Annotated in this window: 29 protein-coding genes and 2 pseudogenes; 30 read left to right on the forward strand and 1 reads right to left on the reverse strand. The window is 69.0% G+C overall.

What is annotated here, in order from left to right; genetic code table 11:
- The first annotated feature begins 12 nt into the window (after positions 1-12).
- The 28 genes and pseudogenes from rpsS to truA all read left to right on the forward strand — a co-directional run bounded on the left by rpsS (position 13) and on the right by truA (position 16,222).
- Entirely contained in the window at positions 13-294 is a 282-nt protein-coding gene (gene rpsS, locus ID554_RS19045; protein ID WP_067359615.1) for a 30S ribosomal protein S19, read from the forward strand.
- Between the two features lie 40 nt (positions 295-334).
- Positions 335-790, forward strand: coding sequence for a 50S ribosomal protein L22 (gene rplV, locus ID554_RS19050; RefSeq protein ID WP_117226253.1), 456 nt, complete (start codon positions 335-337; stop codon positions 788-790).
- Entirely contained in the window at positions 790-1,644 is an 855-nt protein-coding gene (gene rpsC / locus ID554_RS19055) for a 30S ribosomal protein S3 (RefSeq protein WP_117226252.1), read from the forward strand. The genes rplV and rpsC overlap by 1 nt, the downstream gene beginning before the upstream one ends.
- 3 nt (positions 1,645-1,647) lie before the next feature.
- Positions 1,648-2,073 carry a 50S ribosomal protein L16 gene (gene rplP / locus ID554_RS19060; protein ID WP_007465292.1) on the forward strand — a complete coding sequence of 142 codons (426 nt, stop codon included), beginning with the start codon at positions 1,648-1,650 and terminating at the stop codon, positions 2,071-2,073.
- Entirely contained in the window at positions 2,073-2,306 is a 234-nt protein-coding gene (rpmC, locus tag ID554_RS19065; RefSeq protein WP_117226251.1) for a 50S ribosomal protein L29, read from the forward strand. Before rplP ends, rpmC begins: the two co-directional genes overlap by 1 nt.
- A gap of 31 nt (positions 2,307-2,337) precedes the next feature.
- Positions 2,338-2,622 carry a 30S ribosomal protein S17 gene (rpsQ, locus tag ID554_RS19070; RefSeq protein WP_117226250.1) on the forward strand — a complete coding sequence of 95 codons (285 nt, stop codon included), beginning with the start codon at positions 2,338-2,340 and terminating at the stop codon, positions 2,620-2,622.
- A 96-nt stretch (positions 2,623-2,718) separates the two neighbouring features.
- Positions 2,719-3,087 carry a 50S ribosomal protein L14 gene (gene rplN / locus ID554_RS19075; protein ID WP_117226249.1) on the forward strand — a complete coding sequence of 123 codons (369 nt, stop codon included), beginning with the start codon at positions 2,719-2,721 and terminating at the stop codon, positions 3,085-3,087.
- Positions 3,088-3,169: 82 nt separating this feature from the next.
- Entirely contained in the window at positions 3,170-3,484 is a 315-nt protein-coding gene (rplX, locus tag ID554_RS19080) for a 50S ribosomal protein L24 (protein WP_033662111.1), read from the forward strand.
- Positions 3,484-4,053, forward strand: a complete 570-nt coding sequence (rplE, locus tag ID554_RS19085) for a 50S ribosomal protein L5 (RefSeq protein ID WP_117226248.1) — start codon at positions 3,484-3,486, stop codon at positions 4,051-4,053. The genes rplX and rplE overlap by 1 nt, the downstream gene beginning before the upstream one ends.
- Before the next feature lies 1 nt (position 4,054).
- On the forward strand, positions 4,055-4,240 hold the full coding sequence (locus ID554_RS19090; protein WP_007073023.1) for a type Z 30S ribosomal protein S14: 186 nt from the start codon (positions 4,055-4,057) through the stop codon (positions 4,238-4,240).
- A 96-nt stretch (positions 4,241-4,336) separates the two neighbouring features.
- Positions 4,337-4,744 carry a 30S ribosomal protein S8 gene (rpsH, locus tag ID554_RS19095; protein ID WP_093403619.1) on the forward strand — a complete coding sequence of 136 codons (408 nt, stop codon included), beginning with the start codon at positions 4,337-4,339 and terminating at the stop codon, positions 4,742-4,744.
- Positions 4,745-4,760: 16 nt separating this feature from the next.
- On the forward strand, positions 4,761-5,303 hold the full coding sequence (gene rplF / locus ID554_RS19100; RefSeq protein ID WP_117226247.1) for a 50S ribosomal protein L6: 543 nt from the start codon (positions 4,761-4,763) through the stop codon (positions 5,301-5,303).
- A gap of 67 nt (positions 5,304-5,370) precedes the next feature.
- Positions 5,371-5,760 carry a 50S ribosomal protein L18 gene (rplR, locus tag ID554_RS19105; protein WP_117226246.1) on the forward strand — a complete coding sequence of 130 codons (390 nt, stop codon included), beginning with the start codon at positions 5,371-5,373 and terminating at the stop codon, positions 5,758-5,760.
- A 34-nt stretch (positions 5,761-5,794) separates the two neighbouring features.
- Positions 5,795-6,409, forward strand: coding sequence for a 30S ribosomal protein S5 (gene rpsE, locus ID554_RS19110; protein ID WP_093403623.1), 615 nt, complete (start codon positions 5,795-5,797; stop codon positions 6,407-6,409).
- A complete protein-coding gene (gene rpmD / locus ID554_RS19115) occupies positions 6,409-6,591 on the forward strand; it encodes a 50S ribosomal protein L30 (RefSeq protein WP_117226245.1) in 183 nt (60 codons plus the stop codon). The genes rpsE and rpmD overlap by 1 nt, the downstream gene beginning before the upstream one ends.
- Positions 6,591-7,034: a 50S ribosomal protein L15 gene (rplO, locus tag ID554_RS19120; RefSeq protein ID WP_117226244.1), complete on the forward strand. Its 444-nt coding sequence runs from the start codon at positions 6,591-6,593 to the stop codon at positions 7,032-7,034. The genes rpmD and rplO overlap by 1 nt, the downstream gene beginning before the upstream one ends.
- Positions 7,035-7,265: 231 nt before the next feature.
- Positions 7,266-8,588: a preprotein translocase subunit SecY gene (gene secY / locus ID554_RS19125; RefSeq protein ID WP_117226243.1), complete on the forward strand. Its 1,323-nt coding sequence runs from the start codon at positions 7,266-7,268 to the stop codon at positions 8,586-8,588.
- Positions 8,589-9,242: an adenylate kinase gene (locus ID554_RS19130; RefSeq protein ID WP_117226242.1), complete on the forward strand. Its 654-nt coding sequence runs from the start codon at positions 8,589-8,591 to the stop codon at positions 9,240-9,242.
- An 89-nt stretch (positions 9,243-9,331) separates the two neighbouring features.
- Positions 9,332-10,183 carry a type I methionyl aminopeptidase gene (gene map, locus ID554_RS19135; protein ID WP_117226241.1) on the forward strand — a complete coding sequence of 284 codons (852 nt, stop codon included), beginning with the start codon at positions 9,332-9,334 and terminating at the stop codon, positions 10,181-10,183.
- 172 nt (positions 10,184-10,355) lie between these two features.
- Positions 10,356-10,901: pseudogene (locus ID554_RS19140) on the forward strand (DUF1707 SHOCT-like domain-containing protein); the annotation flags it as partial.
- Between the two features lie 509 nt (positions 10,902-11,410).
- Complete coding sequence (gene infA / locus ID554_RS19145) at positions 11,411-11,632, forward strand: translation initiation factor IF-1 (protein ID WP_007073013.1); 222 nt, start codon at positions 11,411-11,413, stop codon at positions 11,630-11,632.
- A gap of 91 nt (positions 11,633-11,723) precedes the next feature.
- Complete coding sequence (gene rpmJ, locus ID554_RS19150) at positions 11,724-11,837, forward strand: 50S ribosomal protein L36 (protein WP_012184307.1); 114 nt, start codon at positions 11,724-11,726, stop codon at positions 11,835-11,837.
- A 215-nt stretch (positions 11,838-12,052) separates the two neighbouring features.
- Entirely contained in the window at positions 12,053-12,433 is a 381-nt protein-coding gene (gene rpsM / locus ID554_RS19155; protein WP_117226239.1) for a 30S ribosomal protein S13, read from the forward strand.
- 129 nt (positions 12,434-12,562) lie between these two features.
- Positions 12,563-12,970, forward strand: a complete 408-nt coding sequence (gene rpsK / locus ID554_RS19160) for a 30S ribosomal protein S11 (RefSeq protein WP_007073011.1) — start codon at positions 12,563-12,565, stop codon at positions 12,968-12,970.
- A 14-nt stretch (positions 12,971-12,984) separates the two neighbouring features.
- Positions 12,985-13,611: a 30S ribosomal protein S4 gene (gene rpsD, locus ID554_RS19165; protein ID WP_117226238.1), complete on the forward strand. Its 627-nt coding sequence runs from the start codon at positions 12,985-12,987 to the stop codon at positions 13,609-13,611.
- Between the two features lie 98 nt (positions 13,612-13,709).
- Entirely contained in the window at positions 13,710-14,732 is a 1,023-nt protein-coding gene (locus tag ID554_RS19170; RefSeq protein ID WP_117226237.1) for a DNA-directed RNA polymerase subunit alpha, read from the forward strand.
- A 34-nt stretch (positions 14,733-14,766) separates the two neighbouring features.
- The gene (rplQ, locus tag ID554_RS19175) at positions 14,767-15,324 is read left to right on the forward strand and encodes a 50S ribosomal protein L17 (protein WP_117226236.1); all 558 of its coding nucleotides are present in this window, start codon (positions 14,767-14,769) and stop codon (positions 15,322-15,324) included.
- Between the two features lie 67 nt (positions 15,325-15,391).
- Positions 15,392-16,222 (forward strand): tRNA pseudouridine(38-40) synthase TruA, encoded by an 831-nt coding sequence (truA, locus tag ID554_RS19180; protein WP_117226235.1) that lies wholly within the window; start codon positions 15,392-15,394, stop codon positions 16,220-16,222.
- A 7-nt stretch (positions 16,223-16,229) separates the two neighbouring features.
- Here truA and ID554_RS19185 read toward each other — a convergent pair whose 3' ends face one another.
- On the reverse strand, positions 16,230-17,384 hold the full coding sequence (locus ID554_RS19185) for a hypothetical protein (RefSeq protein WP_117226234.1): 1,155 nt from the start codon (positions 17,382-17,384) through the stop codon (positions 16,230-16,232).
- A gap of 114 nt (positions 17,385-17,498) precedes the next feature.
- Between ID554_RS19185 and ID554_RS19190 the strand changes: the two genes are divergently transcribed.
- Positions 17,499-18,104 (forward strand): class I SAM-dependent methyltransferase, encoded by a 606-nt coding sequence (locus ID554_RS19190; protein WP_117226459.1) that lies wholly within the window; start codon positions 17,499-17,501, stop codon positions 18,102-18,104.
- Positions 18,105-18,161: 57 nt separating this feature from the next.
- Positions 18,162-18,896, forward strand: a pseudogene (locus ID554_RS19195) (ATP-binding cassette domain-containing protein); the annotation flags it as partial.
- Positions 18,897-19,243: the final 347 nt, after the last annotated feature.

Raw genomic sequence — 19,243 nt, forward strand, 5'->3', positions numbered from 1 at the left:
GGGAGATAAGACATGCCTCGAAGCCTGAAGAAGGGCCCGTTCATCGACGACCACCTGCTCAAGAAGGTGGAGACGCAGAACGAGAAGGGCTCGAAGAACGTCATCAAGACCTGGTCGCGCCGTTCCACGATCATCCCGGACATGCTCGGGCACACGATCGCGGTGCACGACGGACGCAAGCACGTCCCCGTGTTCGTGACCGAGGCGATGGTCGGGCACAAGCTCGGCGAGTTCGCGCTGACCCGCACGTTCAAGGGTCACGAGAAGGACGACCGGAAGAGCCGCCGGCGCTGACGCCGCGGGCATACGGATAGAGGATCAAGGGGTTACAGCGATGCCAGGAAAGGGCGACGCTCCGGTGCTTCCGGGCGCGCGGGCGATTGCGCGGCACGTGCGCATCTCGCCGATGAAGGCGCGCCGGGTGGTCAACCTCGTCCGCGGCCTGCCCGCGAAGGAGGCGCTCACGGTGCTGCATTTCGCGCCGCAGGCGGCGAGCGAGCAGGTGTACAAGGTGCTCGCGAGCGCGATCGCCAACGCGGAGAACAACGAGCGGCTGGACCCCGACGCGTTGCTCGTCAGCGAGGCGTTCGTGGACGAGGGCCCGACCATGAAGCGGTTCCAGCCTCGGGCCCAGGGCCGGGCGTACCGGATCCGTAAGCGCACCTGCCACATCACGGTGGCGGTCGAGGCGGTCGCGCCGGCCGCGCCGAAGAAGTCGGCGAAGAAGGCGGCCCCGGCCAAGCAGACCGAGCCGGCCGAGACGCAGAGCAACACGGAGGGCGCCGAGTAATGGGTCAGAAGGTTCACCCGCACGGGTTTCGGCTCGGCATCTCGACCGACTGGAAGTCCCGCTGGTTCGCGGACAAGCTCTACAAGGACTACATCGGCGAGGACGTCAAGATCCGTCGCATGATGTCCAAGGGCCTGGAGCGCGCCGGCATCTCCAAGGTCGACATCGAGCGCACCCGCGACCGGGTCCGCGTCGACATCCACACCGCCCGGCCGGGCATCGTCATCGGCCGGAAGGGTGCGGAGGCCGACCGGATCCGCGGCGAGCTGGAGAAGCTCACCGGCAAGCAGGTGCAGCTCAACATCATCGAGGTGAAGAACCCCGAGTCGGACGCGCAGCTGGTCGCCCAGGGCGTCGCCGAGCAGCTCTCCAGCCGGGTCAGCTTCCGTCGTGCGATGCGCAAGGCGATGCAGTCGGCGATGAAGAACCCGATGTGCAAGGGCATCCGGGTGCAGGTCTCGGGTCGCCTCGGCGGCGCCGAGATGAGCCGTACGGAGTTCTACCGCGAGGGTCGGGTTCCGCTGCACACGCTGCGGGCCAACATCGAGTACGGCTTCTTCGAGGCCCGTACCACCTTCGGCCGCATCGGCGTGAAGGTCTGGATCTACAAGGGCGACGCGGTGCCGGGTCGGGAGGCCCCGACCGAGGCTCCGTCGCGCCCGCGCCGGGAGCGCGGTGACCGCCCCGAGCGGCCGCGTCGTGGTCGGTCCGGTTCGTCCGGCACGACCTCCGGTGGCACCGAGGCCGGCCGTGCTGCCGCGACGACCGTCGCGCAGCAGGCCGAGACGCCGAGCGGCGAGCCGGTGGACGCGTCCGCCGTCGCCGCCGCGGCAGAAACGCAGCAGGAGGGCTGACAGATGCTGATGCCGCGCAAGCCCCCGAAGGGCTTCCGCAAGCCGCACCACCCGGACCGCAGCGGCGCGTCCAAGGGCGGCAACCGGGTGGTGTTCGGCGAGTTCGGGATCCAGGCTCTCGAGCCGGCGTACGTGACCAACCGGCAGATCGAGTCGGCGCGTATCGCGATGACCCGCCACATCAAGCGTGGCGGCAAGGTCTGGATCACCATCTTCCCGGACCAGGCCCTCACCAAGAAGCCGGCCGAAACCCGGATGGGTTCCGGTAAGGGCTCGCCGGAGTGGTGGGTCGCCAACGTCAAGCCGGGGCGGGTCCTCTTCGAGATGTCCTTCCCCAACGAGCAGATCGCGCGAGAGGCGATGCGTCGCGCGATCCACAAGCTCCCGATGAAGTGCCGCATTGTGACGCGCGAAGTGGGTGAATCCTGATGGCAGCGGGCGTTAAGGCCTCCGAGCTGCGTGAGCTCTCCGAGGAGGAGCTGGTCACGAAGCTGCGCGAGGCCAAGGCGGAGCTGTTCAACCTCCGCGTGCAGGCCGCAACCGGTCAGCTGGACAACAACCGGCGGCTGCAGGTCATCCGTCGGGAGATCGCCCGGATCTACACGATCATGCGTGAGCGCGAGCTGGGGCTCTCGGCCGCGCCGACTGAGGTGGCTTCGTGAACGAGCGAAGCGAGCGTAAGGGAGCTCGAGCATGAGCGAGAACACGACCGCGAGCGCGGAGCGCGTGCGGGGCCGCCGGAAGGTCCGTGAGGGCCTCGTGGTCAGCGACAAGATGGATAAGACCGTCGTGGTCGAGGTCGAGGACCGGGTCAAGCACGCGCTGTACGGCAAGATCATGCGCCGTACCAGCAAGCTGAAGGTCCACGACGAGCAGAACTCCGCCGGCATCGGCGACCGCGTCCTGATCATGGAGACCCGGCCGCTCTCCGCCACCAAGCGGTGGCGGCTCGTGGAGATCCTCGAGAAGGCCAAGTAGCGAAGGCTCGAGCTCGGCCGAGATCGGTCGGGCGCAGGTTCCGCCAGGCTCCGGCCGCCCCGGCGGCCGGAGAACCGGCAGACATAGGAGATAGACGTGATTCAGCAGGAGTCGCGACTGCGCGTCGCCGACAACACGGGTGCCCGGGAGATCCTGTGCATCCGGGTTCTCGGTGGCTCCGGTCGGCGCTACGCGAGCATCGGCGACGTCATCGTGGCGACCGTCAAGGACGCGATCCCGGGTGCCGGTGTCAAGAAGGGCGACGTGGTCAAGGCCGTCATCGTCCGTACCGTCAAGGAGCGGCGGCGGCCGGACGGCTCGTACATCCGCTTCGACGAGAACGCCGCCGTCATCATCAAGGACGGTGGGGACCCGCGCGGTACCCGTATCTTCGGCCCGGTCGGTCGTGAGCTGCGGGACAAGCGGTTCATGAAGATCATTTCTCTCGCGCCGGAGGTGTTGTGACCGTGGGCGAGCGGAGCGAGCGAACCGGCAAGCTCAGTAGGTGCAAGCTTCAGGCGCGCGCCGACCGCAGGGAGGCGCGGGCATGAAGGTCAAGAAGGGCGACACGGTCGTCGTCATCGCCGGCAAGGACAAGGGTGCCAAGGGCAAGGTCATCGCGGCCTACCCGCGGCAGGACAAGGTCCTGGTCGAGGGCGTGAACCGGGTCAAGAAGCACACCCGCATCAGCACCACTCAGCGTGGCGCCAAGACCGGTGGCATCGTCACCCAGGAGGCACCGATCCACGTCTCGAACGTGATGGTCGTGGACTCCGACGGCAAGCCGACCCGCGTCGGTTACCGGATCGACGACAACGGCCAGAAGGTCCGCATCGCGCGTAGCACCGGTAAGGACCTGTGATGACCACGGCTACCGAAACCAAGACCATGCCGCGACTCAAGGAGCGGTACCGCAACGAGATCGTGGCCCAGCTGCGCGAGCAGCACGAGTACGGCAACCCGATGCAGGTGCCGCGGCTCGTCAAGATCGTCGTCAACATGGGTGTCGGCGAGGCTGCTCGGGATGCCAAGCTCATCGACGGCGCGGTCCGCGACCTGACCACCATCACCGGGCAGAAGCCGCAGGTCCGGCGGGCAACCAAGTCCATCGCGCAGTTCAAGCTCCGCGAGGGCATGCCGATCGGCGCGAAGGTGACCCTGCGCGGCGACCGGATGTGGGAGTTCCTGGACCGGCTGCTCTCCATCGCGCTGCCGCGTATCCGTGACTTCCGCGGTCTCGACGGGCGCAAGCTCGACGGGCACGGCAACTACACGTTCGGTCTGACCGAGCAGTCGGTGTTCCACGAGATCGACCAGGACAAGATCGATCGCCAGCGGGGCATGGACATCACGGTGGTGACCACCGCCACGACCGACGACGAGGGCCGGGCGCTGCTGAAGCTCCTGGGCTTCCCGTTCAAGGAGAACTGAGATGGCCAAGAAGGCGCTGATCCTCAAGGCGGCCGCGAAGCCGAAGTTCTCGGTTCGCGCGTACACCCGCTGCCAGCGGTGTGGGCGTCCCAAGGCGGTCTACCGCAAGTTCGGTCTCTGCCGGGTGTGCATCCGGGAGATGGCCCACCGCGGTGAGCTGCCCGGCGTGTCCAAGGCTTCCTGGTAATAGCCCGGCGCGCTTCGGCGCATCAGCTGGACTGTCTCTTCGCCGTAGGCCTGCGCGAGTCGCGGGAACCCCGGCGAGAAAGGTTGACGAGTTTTCATGACGATGACCGACCCGATCGCAGACATGCTCACGCGTCTGCGTAACGCCAACCAGGCGTACCACGACCGGGTGACGATGCCCTACTCGAAGATCAAGGCGAACATCGCCGAGGTCCTCAAGTCCGAGGGCTACATCGCCACCTGGGCGGTCGAGGAGCCCGAAGAGGGTGCCGTCGGCAAGCGACTGGTCGTCGAGCTGAAGTACGGCCAGAACCGGGAGCGGAGTCTGGCCGGCATCAAGCGCGTCTCCAAGCCCGGTCTGCGGGTGTACGCCAAGTCGGACGGGCTCCCTCGGGTGCTCGGCGGGCTGGGCGTGGCGATCATTTCGACGTCCCAGGGGCTGCTCACCGACCGGCAGGCCCGCAAGCGGAGCGTTGGCGGGGAAGTCCTCGCCTTCGTCTGGTAACGGGAGACAGGTAGAAATGTCGCGAATTGGACGTAAGTCGATCCCGGTGCCCTCCGGTGTCGACGTGACGATCGACGGCCAGACCATCAAGGTCAAGGGCCCCAAGGGCGAGCTGTCGCACACCCTGGCCACGCCGATCACCATCGAGCGGGCCGAGGACGGGCAGCTGAGCGTCAACCGCCCGAATGACGAGCGCAAGGCCAAGGAACTGCACGGCCTGAGCCGTACCCTGGTCGCCAACATGATCGTCGGGGTCACCGAGGGCTACCGCAAGAGCCTGGAGATCGCCGGTACCGGTTACCGGGTCACCGCCAAGGGCAAAGACCTGGAGTTCGCGCTCGGGTTCTCGCACCCGGTGCAGGTGCAGGCGCCCGAGGGCATCACCTTCACGGTGGAGAAGCCCACGGTGTTCCACGTGGCCGGTATCGACAAGCAGCTCGTCGGTGAGGTCGCCGCCAACATCCGGAAGATCCGCCCGCCGGAGCCCTACAAGGGCAAGGGTGTGAAGTACCAGGGCGAGGTCATCCGTCGCAAGGCTGGTAAGGCGGGCAAGAAGTGACCGCGGTCGCTGATACCAGGGCGAGGTCATCCGCCGGCCGCGAGGCCGTGAGAAAGGCAGGTAAGAAGTGAGCGCCACGCTGCTCAAGCGCCGCCGCGGTGTCGCCGCCAAGCGTGCCGTCGGGCGTGCGCGTCGGCACTTCCGGGTCCGTAAGAACGTCAGTGGCACCGCCGAGCGTCCGCGCCTGGTGGTCACCCGTTCGCTGCGGCACATCGTGGCCCAGATCGTGGACGACACCAAGGGGCACACCCTGGCGTCGGCCTCGACGCTGGACGCCTCGGTGCGCGGTACCGAGGGCGACAAGAGCGCCCTGGCCGGCAAGGTCGGTGCCCTGCTCGCCGAGCGGGCCAAGGCCGCTGGCGTCTCCAAGGTCGTCTTCGACCGCGGTGGCAACCGGTACGCGGGGCGGGTCGCCGCGCTTGCCGACGCCGCCCGCGAAGCCGGGCTCGAGTTCTGACAATCCCCGTCACGAGAGAGAAGAGAGGCTGCTGATGCCAGGTCAACAGCGCCGTGGCGGCGGGTCCGGTGGCAACGAGGGTGGTCGCCGCGACAACCGCCGTGAGGGCGGCCGTGGAAACGCGCCCGCCGAGAAGACCCCGCACCTTGAGCGGGTCGTCGCGATCAACCGCGTCGCCAAGGTCGTGAAGGGTGGTCGTCGCTTCAGCTTCACCGCCCTCGTGATCGTCGGCGACGGCGACGGCACCGTGGGCGTGGGCTACGGAAAGGCCAAGGAGGTGCCCGCGGCGATCGCCAAGGGTGTCGAGGAGGCCAAGAAGCACTTTTTCAAGGTGCCTCGGATCGGCTCCTCGATCCCGCACCCGGTCACGGGCGAGGACGCTGCCGGTGTGGTGCTGCTCAAGCCGGCCTCGGCCGGTACCGGTGTCATCGCCGGTGGTCCGGTCCGTGCCGTGCTGGAGTGCGCGGGCATCCACGACGTGCTCTCCAAGAGCCTCGGATCGTCGAACCCGATCAACATCGTGCACGCCACCGTGGCGGCCCTGAAGGGGCTGGAGTCCCCGGAGGCTGTCGCGGCGCGTCGGGGCCTGCCGGTGGAGGACGTCGCTCCGGCCGCCATGCTCGCCTCGCGGGCGGAGGTGGCCTCCTGATGGCACGTCTCAAGGTCACCCAGCTCCGGTCCGACATCGGGACCAAGCACAACCAGCGTGAGTCGCTGCGGTCGCTCGGTCTCAAGCGGATCAACGACGTGGTGGTCAAGGAGGACCGGCCCGAGATTCGCGGCATGATCTTCAAGGTGAGCCACCTCGTGAAGGTCGAGGAGGTCGAGTAATGACGATCAAGGTGCATCACCTGCGCCCGGCACCCGGAGCCAAGACCGCGAAGACCCGTGTGGGTCGCGGTGAGGGCTCGAAGGGCAAGACCGCCGGTCGCGGTACCAAGGGTTCGAAGGCCCGGAAGAACGTCCCGGCAGCGTTCGAGGGTGGGCAGATGCCCATCCACATGCGCCTGCCGAAGCTGAAGGGCTTCAAGAACAAGTTCAAGGTGGTCTTCCAGGTGGTCAACCTGGACCGCCTGGCCGAGCTGTTCCCCAACGGCGGTCAGGTCGGCCCGGCCGAGCTGGTCGAGGCGGGCGCGGTCCGCAAGGGTCAGCCGGTCAAGGTCCTCGGCACCGGGGACCTCGGCAACGTGTCGCTCCAGGTCAGGGCGCATGCGTTCAGCGCGTCGGCCAAGGAGAAGATCGCTGCCGCCGGTGGTTCGGTCACCGAGCTGTAAGCAGTACGAGCATGGCGCCCGCCAGCTGATCCCAGCTGGCGGGCACCATGCTCTCCGCTGGGCGTGTGCGCCCGGTAACATCGGATTCGGTTTATGTAGCCGGGCGCATCTGCCCGGACCGGGATCGGGCTGTTAGAGTCCCTTCCCAGCCATGGATATCGGGCACCTGCCCGGCACCCACCCCAAACCGCCAGGGACGACCGGCGGCCCGCCTCGCGCAGGAGGAAGAAGTTGCTGTCCGCCTTTCTCAGTGCGTTCCGAACGCCTGACCTGCGCAAGAAGCTGCTGTTCACAGTAGGCATCATCGCGATCTACCGGCTCGGCGCGACGCTGCCCAGCCCAGGCGTGTCTTACGGCAACGTCCAGAAGTGCATCCAAGCTACCGAGGGCACGACTGGAGTCCTGAACCTGCTCGACCTCTTCTCCGGTGGCGCGCTGCTCCAGCTGTCGGTCTTCGCGTTGGGCATCATGCCCTACATCACGGCGTCGATCATCCTGCAGCTGCTGACAGTGGTGATCCCCCGGCTGGAGCAGCTCCGCAAGGAGGGCCAGGCAGGCCAGGCGAAGATCACCCAGTACACCCGGTACCTGACTCTGGGCCTTGGTGTCCTGCAGGCGTCCGCGTTCGTGGCGTTGGCCCGTTCCGGACAGCTCTTCAACAACATGTGTGATGAGGAGATCATCCCCACTGGCACCGGAATCCCTGACTGGCTGACCCTCTCCATCCTGGTGATGACGATGACTGCCGGTACCGGAGTGGTCATGTGGCTGGGAGAGCTGATCACCGACCGCGGCGTCGGCAACGGCATGTCCGTGCTGATCTTCACCTCGATCGCCGCCCGCCTGCCCAGCGAGGGCTGGCGGATCCAAGAAAGCCAGGGCTGGGCCAAGTTCTTCCTCGTCATCGCCCTGGTCCTGGTGGTCATCACCGCGGTCACCTTCATCGAGCAGTCCCAGCGCCGGATCCCGGTGCAGTACGCCAAGCGCATGATCGGTCGGCGGATGTACGGCGGTACGTCGACCTACATTCCGCTGAAGGTCAACCAGGCGGGTGTCATCCCGGTCATCTTCGGTTCGTCGCTGCTCTACCTGCCGCAGCTGGCGTTGCAGTTCTTCGACCAGAACAACCCGGGCCAGACGCAGGCGTGGATCCAGAACAACCTGGTCGACCCGACCAGCCCGATCTACATCGCGGTCTACTTCCTGCTGATCATCTTCTTCACGTACTTCTACGTCTCGATCACGTTCAACCCGACCGAGGTCGCGGACAACATGAAGAAGTACGGCGGCTTCGTGCCGGGCATCCGCCCGGGTAAGCCGACCGCCGACTATCTGGACTTCATCCTGAGCCGGATCACGCTGCCGGGGGCGCTGTACCTCGCGATGATCTCGATCCTGCCGAACTTCTTCTTCATCTGGCTGGACCGGCAGCAGTACCTCAACTTCCCGTTCGGCGGTACCGCTGTGCTGATCATGGTCGGTGTGGCTCTTGAGACCAGCAAGCAGATCGAGAGCCAACTGATGCAGCGGAACTACGAAGGGTTCCTGCGGTAGATGAGACTGGTTCTGGTGGGCCCGCCGGGGGCGGGCAAGGGAACGCAGGCGGAGTTCATCGCCGCACACGTCTCCGTGCCGAAGATCTCGACCGGTGACATCTTCCGTGCCAACGTGTCGCAGGGCACCCCGCTCGGGGTCGAGGCCAAGCGCTACATGGACGCCGGCAAGTTGGTACCGGACGAGGTCACCATCAACATGGTGCGGGACCGGCTCGCCGAACCGGACGCGTCCGAGGGCTTCCTGCTCGACGGGTTTCCGCGGACGACTCCGCAGGCCGCGGCGCTGGACAAGCTCCTCGCCGACCTCGGCACCGCGCTGGATGTCGTGCTGGAACTGGTGGTCGACGACGACGAGGTGATCCGGCGGCTCTCCGGCCGCCGGACCTGCCGGGGCTGCGGCAAGATCTGGCACGTCGAGTTCGACCCGACCAGTCGGGACGGTATCTGCGACCGTTGCGGTGCCGAGCTGTTCCAGCGCGACGACGACAAGCCGGAGACCATCGCCGCTCGCCTGCGCGAGTACGCGGAGAAGACCGCGCCGTTGGTGGACTACTACGGCGCCCAGGGCAAGCTGGTCGGGATCGACGCCACCGGCCCGGTGGAGGACGTCACGGTCCGCGCGATCGACGCCCTGCGGTCCTACGGCGGCTGAGATCGGCATAGTCGCCGGCCGGATAGAGTGCGAACAGCGGAATACGTCCGGCGTGCCCCGCTGGTTCGGCAACGAAAGGTAGCGCCCCGATGCGTCGTCCCCAGCTGGACATCCAGCTGAAGACCCCCGAGCAGATCGAGAAGATGCGTGCCGCCGGGCTGGTGGTCGCCGAGGCGTTACGCCGGATGCGTGCGGCGGTGGCCCCCGGGGTCAGCACCGCCGACCTCGACGCGATCGCCGAGTCGACCATCCGCGAGGCCGGCGCTGTGCCCTCTTTCAAGGGCTACCACGGTTTCCCGGCGTCGATCTGCGCGTCGGTCAACGAGCAGATCGTGCACGGGATCCCGTCGGTGGATCAGGTCCTCGCCGAGGGCGACCTGATCTCGGTCGACTGCGGTGCGGTGCTCGACGGCTGGCACGGCGACGCGGCGATCACCGTCGGGGTGGGCGAGGTCGACCCGGCCCTGCTGCGGATGGCGACGGTGGCCGAGGATGCCATGTGGGCCGGCATCGCCGCCGCCGCCCGGGGTGCGGCCAGCGGCAAGGGACGGTTGACCGACATCTCGCACGCGGTGGAGAACGCGGTACGCAAGGGCGGCCGCTACGGCATCGTCGACGGCTACGGCGGCCACGGCATCGGCACCGAGATGCACCAGGACCCGCACGTGCTCAACCACGGGCGGCCGGGCAAGGGGCCACGGCTGGTGCAGGGCATGGCGCTGGCCATCGAGCCCATGATCACCATGGGTTCGCCGCGTACCGCCGAGTTGGCCGACGGCTGGACGGTGGTCACGCGCGACGGGTCGCGGGCGGCACACGTCGAGCACACCATGGCGTTGCTGCCGGACGGAGTCTGGGTGCTGACCGCCCAGGACGGCGGTAGGGCCCGCCTCGGTGAGCTGGTCACCGCCCGCCAGCCCGCCGGCACATCTGCTTGCTGAGCGGCCGCGTTCGGGCTCGCAGCCATGTGACGTTCGCCACGACCGAGGTGCGGCGCTCACTGTGCGTGACCGAGCTCCAGGCTCGTGTGCGTCCCCATTGCGCTCCCTGGTGTGGCGGCGGGCGTGCGGCGCCGGTTAGCCGGACTGGCAGCACGATGGCATGCTTGCCGACATGGACGGGCAGGACGGGATGCGGGCAGCGAACTCCGACCGGCAGGCCGTCGCCGAACGGCTCCGGGCAGCGCTCGACGAGGGCCGGCTGGACCTGCACGAGTACGACGAGCGGTTGCAGCGGGCCTACGCGGCACGGACGTACGCGGAACTGGCCGCCCTGACGGGTGATCTGCCCGGGGCGGTGCCGGCGCGGCAGGAGCCCGATTCTCCGGTGTTGCCCGACGGCGGGCGTGGGGTGACCGTCCGCTGGCTCGTCGACGTGTGGGAGCCGTGGCTCAGGACCGTCGGCATCGTCGTCGCCATCTGGGCGGTCACCTCGTTCGCGGCCCGCGACCTCCTGTACTTCTGGCCCATCTGGGTGGCTGGCCCGTGGGGCGCGGTGCAGGTGGTGCGTACCGTCACCGGGCTGAGCACCGGGGAGCCGCAGCGCTGGGCGGCGCAGCAGGAGCGACGCCGGCAGCGGCGGGCGGAGAAGAAGGCCCGCAAGCGGGAGCGCGCCGCGCTCGCTGCCGAGCAGTCCGGCGAGATCGCCGCCACGGCGGGCGGCCCGACCGTCGAACCGTCGACGGCGGCGCATTCCTCGACGTCGGGCGGCGGGTCCGTCGCGCCGGCGGGCGGGGACCGGGTGCCGAACCGCACGGCCGAGGTCACCGGTGCCGCGCAGGAGCGCGATCGGCCGGTCACCGGCTCGGGCGCGCAGCGCGAGCGCCCGGCTGGGGCGGACTCGCAGGCCGAGGAGCAGGGCACGGAGGTCGGCGGCGGGACGGTCGCCGAGCGCTGACCCGCCGGCCGGGTACGCCGCGCGGAGTGCGACCTGGCGAGTAGAACGTCGGGTTTGTCCATCTCGTTGGAGTGCTCTCGCCGGTCGGTTTGGCGACGACGTGCAGCCGGGCGTACACTTTCTGATCGGCGCACAGCGTCCACTCTGCCATGCCCACCAGCGCTTCGGTGGGACGCGGAGCCGCGGCTGGCGCGGGAATCTGATCTTGATCAGTCACCCGTGTAAGACGTTGTGGGCCGTCCGGAGTAACCGACGTCAGGACAGCGGAGGACATGCCGAAAAAAGACGGAGCCATCGAGATCGAAGGTCGGGTCATCGAGCCCCTGCCGAACGCCATGTTCCGGGTGGAGCTCGCCAACGGCCACAAGGTGCTGGCTCACATCAGCGGCAAGATGCGGCAGCACTACATCCGCATCCTGCCGGAGGACCGGGTCGTCGTCGAGTTGTCGCCGTACGACCTGACTCGCGGGCGCATCGTCTACCGCTACAAGTAAGCCTGACGGCGGCCGGAAATCGTCCCGTGTCCGTCTTCGACGTCCGGTGTCGCGCCTCGTGGCGCCGGGCCAGATGGGAAGTAAGGCAACCGTGAAGGTCAAGCCGAGCGTCAAGAGGATCTGCAACAAGTGCCGGGTTATCCGCCGGCACGGCCGGGTCATGGTGATCTGCACCGACCCGCGCCACAAGCAGCGCCAGGGCTGAACCCAGCCCACACATCACACATGCTCGTCCCAGCCGCGAGCGGTGCGCAGCGCGTACTTTCTCGTGGTTGACCCCCGGTCGGAGGCCGGGGCCCGCTCGGGCAGCGACCGATCCCGGTCGCCGGCGTGGATCGCGCCGGAAAGACGGGACGGTCGGGTAGCGGGGTGGGACGGGTCCAGACCTCCGACCGAAAACCACAAGGAGTACGCCCGCAGATGGCACGTCTAGTCGGCGTGGATCTCCCCCGCGAGAAGCGGCTGGAGATTGCGCTCACCTACATCTTCGGCGTGGGTCGTACCCGCGCTCTGGAGACGCTCGCCGCCACCGGCATCTCGCCGGACAAGCGCGCCCGGGACCTCACGGACGAGGAGCTGGTCCAGCTCCGTGACCACATCGAGGCCAACTACAAGGTAGAAGGCGACCTGCGCCGCGAGGTCGCCGCTGACATCCGCCGCAAGGTCGAGATCGGCTGCTACGCGGGTATCCGGCACCGCCGGGGCCTGCCCGTCCGTGGCCAGCGGACCCGCACCAACGCGCGTACCCGCAAGGGCCCGAAGCGGACGGTCGCCGGCAAGAAGAAGCCCGGCAAGAAGTAATTCTCAAACCGGAATACTGGTCGTTCTCCGCCGAGGTTGGCCGGGCTCCCACCGGAACCGGTGTTTATCTGGTCAACGGGGCGAAGAGCCAGAACCGATCGAGAACCAAAAACAGGAGCGCACAGACTTATGCCACCGAAGGCTCGTGCCGGAGCCGCTGTCAAGAAGGTCCGGCGCAAGGAACGCAAGAACGTCGCCCACGGGCAGGCGCACATCAAGAGCACCTTCAACAACACCATCGTGTCCATCACGGACCCGACCGGTGCCGTCATCTCGTGGGCCTCCGCCGGCCAGGTCGGCTTCAAGGGCTCGCGTAAGTCGACTCCGTTCGCTGCGCAGCTGGCCGCCGAGGCCGCCGCGCGGCGGGCCATGGAGCACGGCATGCGCAAGGTCGACGTGTTCGTCAAGGGTCCCGGCTCCGGCCGGGAGACCGCCATCCGTTCGCTGCAGGCGGTGGGCCTGGAGGTCGGGCAGATCTCCGACGTCACCCCCCAGCCGCACAACGGGTGCCGTCCGCCGAAGCGTCGTCGGGTCTGAGAGGTTAGAGAGAGATGGCTCGTTACACCGGTGCTGACTGCCGCCGTTGCCGGCGGGAGAAGATGAAGCTGTTCCTCAAGGGCAGCAAGTGCGATGGTCCGAAGTGCCCGTTCGAGTCCCGGCCGTTCCCGCCCGGGCAGCACGGCCGCGGCCGCACCAAGGAGACGGAGTACCTGCTCCAGCTCCGTGAGAAGCAGAAGGCCCGCCGCGTCTACGGCGTGCTGGAGAAGCAGTTCCGCGGTTACTACGAGGAGGCCGTGTCCAAGCAGGCCAAGACCGGTGAGGTCCTCCTGCAGATCCTCGAGTCGCGGCTGGACAACGTGGTCTACCGGGCCGGCTACGCCAAGTCCCGGGACATGGCCCGTCAGCTGGTCAAGCACGGTCACTTCACGGTGAACGGCAAGAAGGTCGACATCCCGTCGTTCCGCGTCAAGGAGCACGACATCATCGAGGTTCGGGTGAAGAGCAAGGAGCTCACCCCGTTCATCGTGGCGCAGGCCGAGGCCGGCTCCAAGACGGTCCCGGCGTGGCTGGAGGCGATCCCCAGCCAGATGAAGGTGCTCGTGCACTCGCTCCCGGCCCGCCAGGTGATCGACACCCAGGTTCAGGAGCAGCTGATCGTCGAGCTCTACTCCAAGTAAGGGCTCGTTGCGGTGGCCCGCCCGGCGACGGGCGGGCCACCGGAACACGTTGTGTCGTGGACGTCATATAGCGGGCGTCCCGGAAGAGAAGAGAAGACATGCTCATCAGCCAGCGACCGACCCTCTCCGAGGAGTCGATCAACGAGACCCGGTCCCGGTTCACCATCGAGCCGTTGGAGCCGGGCTTCGGCTACACCCTGGGCAACTCGCTGCGGCGTACGCTGCTGTCGTCCATCCCGGGTGCGGCGGTCACCTCGATCAAGATCGACGGTGTGCTGCACGAGTTCACCACGATCCCCGGGGTCAAGGAGGACGTGGTCGAGCTCGTCATGAACATCAAGGAGCTCTGCGTCAGCTCCGAGCACGACGAGCCGGTCAGCATGTACCTGCGCAAGCAGGGCCCGGGTGACGTGACCGCCGGTGACATCCAGCCCCCGGCCGGTGTCTCGGTGCACAACGCGGACCTGAAGCTCGCCACCCTCAACGGCAAGGGCCGGCTCGACATGGAGCTGACCGTCGAGCGAGGTCGGGGCTACGTCACGGCGGCGCAGAACAAGCAGGCGGGCGCGGAGATCGGCCGGATCCCGGTCGACTCGATCTACTCGCCGGTGCTCAAGGTGACGTACCGCGTCGAGGCGACCCGGGTCGAGCAGCGGACCGACTTCGACCGGCTGATCATCGACGTCGAGACCAAGCCGTCGATGGGCCCGCGTACCGCACTGGCCTCGGCCGGTTCGACGCTGGTGGAGCTGTTCGGCCTGGCCCGGGAGCTGGACGAGACGGCGGAGGGCATCGACATCGGCCCGTCTCCGCAAGACGCGCAGCTGGCGGCGGACCTGGCCCTGCCGATCGAGGAGCTGGACCTGACCGTCCGCTCCTACAACTGCCTCAAGCGCGAGGGCATCAACTCCGTTGGTGAGCTCATCGGGCGTACCGAGGCCGACCTCCTCGACATCCGCAACTTCGGTCAGAAGTCGATCGACGAGGTCAAGATGAAGCTCGCCGGAATGGGTCTGGGGCTGAAGGACTCGGCTCCGAACTTCGACCCGGCGCACGTCGTGGACACCTTCGGCGAGGCCGACTACGACACCGACGACTACCGCGAGACCGAGCAGCTCTAGTCCGCGCTGCCGCCACACCTGAGGAGCACCAAGCATGCCCACGCCCACCAAGGGCCCCCGCCTCGGCGGCAGCCCCGCGCACGAGCGGCTGATGCTGGCCAACCTGGCCACCGCGCTGTTCCAGCACGGCAAGATCAAGACCACCGAGACCAAGGCCCGGCGGCTGCGTCCGCTCGCCGAGCAGTTGATCACCAAGGCCAAGCGGGGTGACCTCGCATCGCGTCGGCGGGTGCTGACCGTGGTCAAGGACAAGGACGTGGTCTACGCCCTGTTCGACCAGATCGCGCCCCGGTACGCCAACCGCCCCGGCGGCTACACCCGGATCGTGAAGACCGGTCCGCGCAAGGGCGACGCCGCGCCGATGGCGATCATCGAGCTGGTCGAGGAGCTTCAGGTCGCCGAGCCGAAGGCGAACCAGAAGACCGCTGCCCGCAAGGCCGCCCAGCAGGACAAGGTCGAGGCGCTGGCCCCGGCCGACGAGGCCCCGGCACGGCCGGCCGACCAGGACGCCGAGGCGCCGGTGTCGGCATCCGGTGACACCGCCGCTGCCCGCGAGGACAGCGACCTGGCCACCGAGGAAGGCAAGGCCTGAGTCAGGCCGTCGTCGGGCCCGGCATCCCCACGGGGGTGCCGGGCCCGACCCGTCGAGGAGGTACGACGTGGACGAGCGCGTCCGGCTGCGACTGGACGTCGCGTACGACGGGACCGGCTTCTCCGGTTGGGCCGCCCAGCCGGAGCGGCGCACGGTCGCCGGTGTGCTGGTCGAGGCGCTGGACCTGCTGCTCGGGGCCGGTGTCGCGGCTGGGTTGACGGTCGCCGGGCGTACCGACGCCGGGGTGCACGCCACCGGGCAGGTCTGCCACGTCGACCTGCCCGGCGAGGTCTGGCGGGCGCACGACGGCCGGTTGCTGCGCCGGCTGGCCCGGCTGCTGCCGGGCGACGTACGGGTACGCGCGATGGGCGTGGTGCCGGACAGCTTCGACGCCCGTTTCTCGGCGACCTTCCGGCGCTACGAGTACCGGGTGACCGATGCTCCCTGGGGCGCGGAGCCGCTGCGCCGGCACGAGATCCTGGCCTGGCCCCGCGCGCTCGACGTCGACCGGCTCGCCGCCGCCTCGGCCGGGCTGGTGGGGGAGCACGACTTCGCCGCGTACTGCCGTCGGAAGGAGAACGCCACCACGCTGCGGGAGGTGACCCGGCTGGACTGGCGGCGCGAGGCCGACGGCGTCCTGGTCGCCACCGTGCAGGCCGACGCGTTCTGCCAGGCGATGGTGCGCAGCCTGGTCGGGGCGATGCTGGTCGCCGGGGACGGGCGCCGGCCGGTCGAGTGGCCGGCCGCCCTGCTCACGCGACGGGAGCGGTCGAGTGAGGTGACGGTGGCTCCGGCGCACGGGTTGACCCTGGTGGCGGTCGGCTACCCGAACGATCCGGCCGAGTACGCCCGCCGGGCCGAGGCCACCCGACGACTGCGGGTGCCGGCCGGGTCCTGAGCCGGGGTCAGTCGCCGGTGTCGGGGTCCTGGTTGCCGGTGTCGTCGGTAAGTGCCGGGTTCGGCTGCGTGGCCGTCCCGCCTGCGGCCCGCCGTTCCAGCACCTCGCGGTTGAGGTGCATCTCCAGCATGTCGAAGAGGATCTCGCGGACCGTGGTGTCGCCGGAGCGGATCGCCGCACCGTCCATGCGGGCGACCACCGCGTAGGCGATGTAGTGGCCGCGTACCTGCCAGCCGACCCGGGCGGGCGCGGTGGTGATCACGTCGGTGCCGTCTCCGGCCGACATGCCCCGGAAGCGGCCCTGCCGGGCGTCGAGCGCCTGCCGGATGCGGTCCCGGGCCCGTTCGGCGCTGTTCCGGTCGGTCAGGTTGAACAACCCGGCGGTGACCAGGTGCTTGTCGTCGGGTGTGCGGAGCGTGGCCCGGACCACCTGGTTGCAGCCGAGCAGGCTCAGGGCCTCGGCGACCTCGCCGGTGGCCGCCACCGCACAGCTGGCGCTGGAGTGTGTCCGCAGCACCCGGTAGCCGGCGTTGCCGCCGTCGATCGTCAGGGTGTTCGGGGGGAAGACCTCGCGGGCGGTCAGCGGCGCGGAGTCGGTGTCGCGGGAGTCCAGGTCGCTGGCGGCCGGATCTGTGTCCCGGGTGTCCTGCGGCTCGGCGGTGGGCGTCGCCTGCTGGTTGAGGAGTTGCCCACCGTCGGTCAGGGCGGCGGCGGTGAGGCCGCAGAGCCCGAGCAGCACGAGTGCGGCGGCACCTCCGACCAGCAGCTGCCAGGTCCGGTTGCCACCCTGGCGCGGCGGTGGGGGGCTGGCCGGCTCGGACGGTGGCGTGGTGGCCCCGGTCGGCTCGTACCCGGTGAGGCACGTCGGGGCCGATGCCATGGTGTCCGACGCGTACACCGCCGGGTCGGGCTGCGGCGCGTCGGGCGTCTGCGGGCCGGCCGGTTCCGGTGGCGATGCCAGCTCGGGCGGGGACGGGGAATGCGCGACGGGTGGCGGTGCCGTCGCGGGCAGCAGGATCTGGTTGGGGCGCGCCAGCGACGGCGTGGGGAAGCGCGACGGGGAGGGACCGCCCGGACGACGGTCATCGCCGGCGGGGACTCCCTCGGCTTCGTCCTTGTCGTACTGGGGGTATGCGTCCTCATCGGAGTCGTACCGATACATGGTGACCAGAGTAAGGATTTTTACCCCATTAGTGGGTAATTTCGCGGATGTGGCGTCGGCGTGGGGTCCTCCCGTCGGTCCGGCCGGTGCCGAGCCGGTGCGAGAATGGCCGGCGTGACCGGGGACCACTACTTCATCGCCGAACCGAGCACGCCCGCCCAGGCGCGCGAGGTGCAGTTCAGCGTCGCCGGCCGCGACTATGCCCTGGCCTCGGCGGGCGGGGTGTTCTCGGCCACCCGGCTGGACCCCGGCACCGCCGTCCTGCTGCGCAAGGCCGACCTGCCGGCACCGGCGACCACCGGGCCCCTGCTCGACCTCGGGTCCGGGTTCGGGCCCATCGCGTGCGTCCTGGCCACCGTTGCGCCCGAGGCGGCCGTCTGGGCGGTGGACGTCAACGAACGGGCCCGGGAGTTGACCGCCGGCAACGCGCAACGGCTCGGCGTGGCGGACCGGGTGCGGGTGGCCGCCCCCGAGGAGGTCCCCGCCGACCTCGACTTCGCGCAGATCTGGTCCAATCCGCCGATCCGGATCGGCAAGGAGGAGTTGCACCAGTTGCTGCGCCGCTGGCTGCCGCGACTGGCCCCGGACGGGGTGGCCTGGCTGGTGGTGGCCCGCCACCTCGGCGGCGACTCGCTGCACCGCTGGCTGGTCGAGCAGGGCTGGCGGGTCGAGCGGCACGCCAGCCAGAAGGGCTTCCGGGTGCTTCGCGTCACCCGCTGACCGCTCGGGCGCGACTAATCGGTTGGCCGTCCGGCCCGGCTCCGGCAGGATGCCGGCGTGGGATACGTCGACGTGGCAGCGGCCGGACACGTGCTGCCGGACGGGCGGGAACTCTTCACCGACGTGTCGTTCCGGGTTGGTGAGGGTGCCAAGGTGGCGCTGGTCGGGCCGAACGGCGCCGGCAAGACCACCCTGCTGCGGATGGTCGCGGGTGACCTGCCGGTGCGCACCGGCACGATCGCGCGGGCCGGCGGGCTGGGGGTGGTGCGCCAGTTGATCGGCATGATCGGCGACGAGTCGACGCTGGCCGACCTGGCCCTCTCACTGGCCCCGCCGCCGCTGCGTGACGCCGGCCGCCGGTTGGCCGAGACGGAGGCGGCCATGCGCGCGGCCGAGCTGCGCGGCAAGTTCAGCACCACCGCCGCCAAGGCCCAGCTCGCGTACGCGGACGCGTTGGCCGCCTGGGGTGAGACCGGCGGGTACGACGCCGAGGTGCTCTTCGACACCGTTGCCACCATCGTGCTCGACCTGCCCTGGGACACCGCCCGGCAGCGTCCGGTCCGCACCCTCTCCGGTGGGCAGCAGAAGCGTTTCGCGCTCGAACTGCTGCTGCGCGGCCCCGAGGAGGTGCTGTTGCTCGACGAGCCGGACAACTTCCTCGACGTGCCCGGCAAACGCTGGCTGGAGGCGCGGCTGCGGGAGTCCGCCAAATCGGTGCTCTACGTCTCGCACGACCATATCAAGCCGCGTTGTGCGCACACGAAGGATCATCGTCCGGTTGCCGTGCATGGCTAGGGCCAGCAGGCCCAAACCCGGAAACTAACCCACAAATCCCCGCCCGGATCGATCCGATAGGCGGCCCCCGGTCAGCCCGCATGGCAGGGACCGGCACCTACTTCCCCTGGTCCGTTGGCGCGTGTCCAGCGTGCGGCACCAGGGCTGATCGACACCCGCGCACCGGTGACCGACCCGGCCGCGCCATAACCCAACCGGCGTCACCCTGGGTGGTCCGCGCGCATCGTGACCCGCCCAGCGTCATCGACCGCACGCCGGTCTCCGCAACCCTTTTGGCCTTCTTCCCGGCCCGCTGAGCGGTCCGGGTCGATGGCGCGTGCGCTCGCGCCGCCACAACCTCCCCG

The sequence above is a fragment of the Micromonospora craniellae genome (genome assembly GCF_014764405.1).
Lineage (GTDB): Bacteria > Actinomycetota > Actinomycetes > Mycobacteriales > Micromonosporaceae > Micromonospora > Micromonospora craniellae.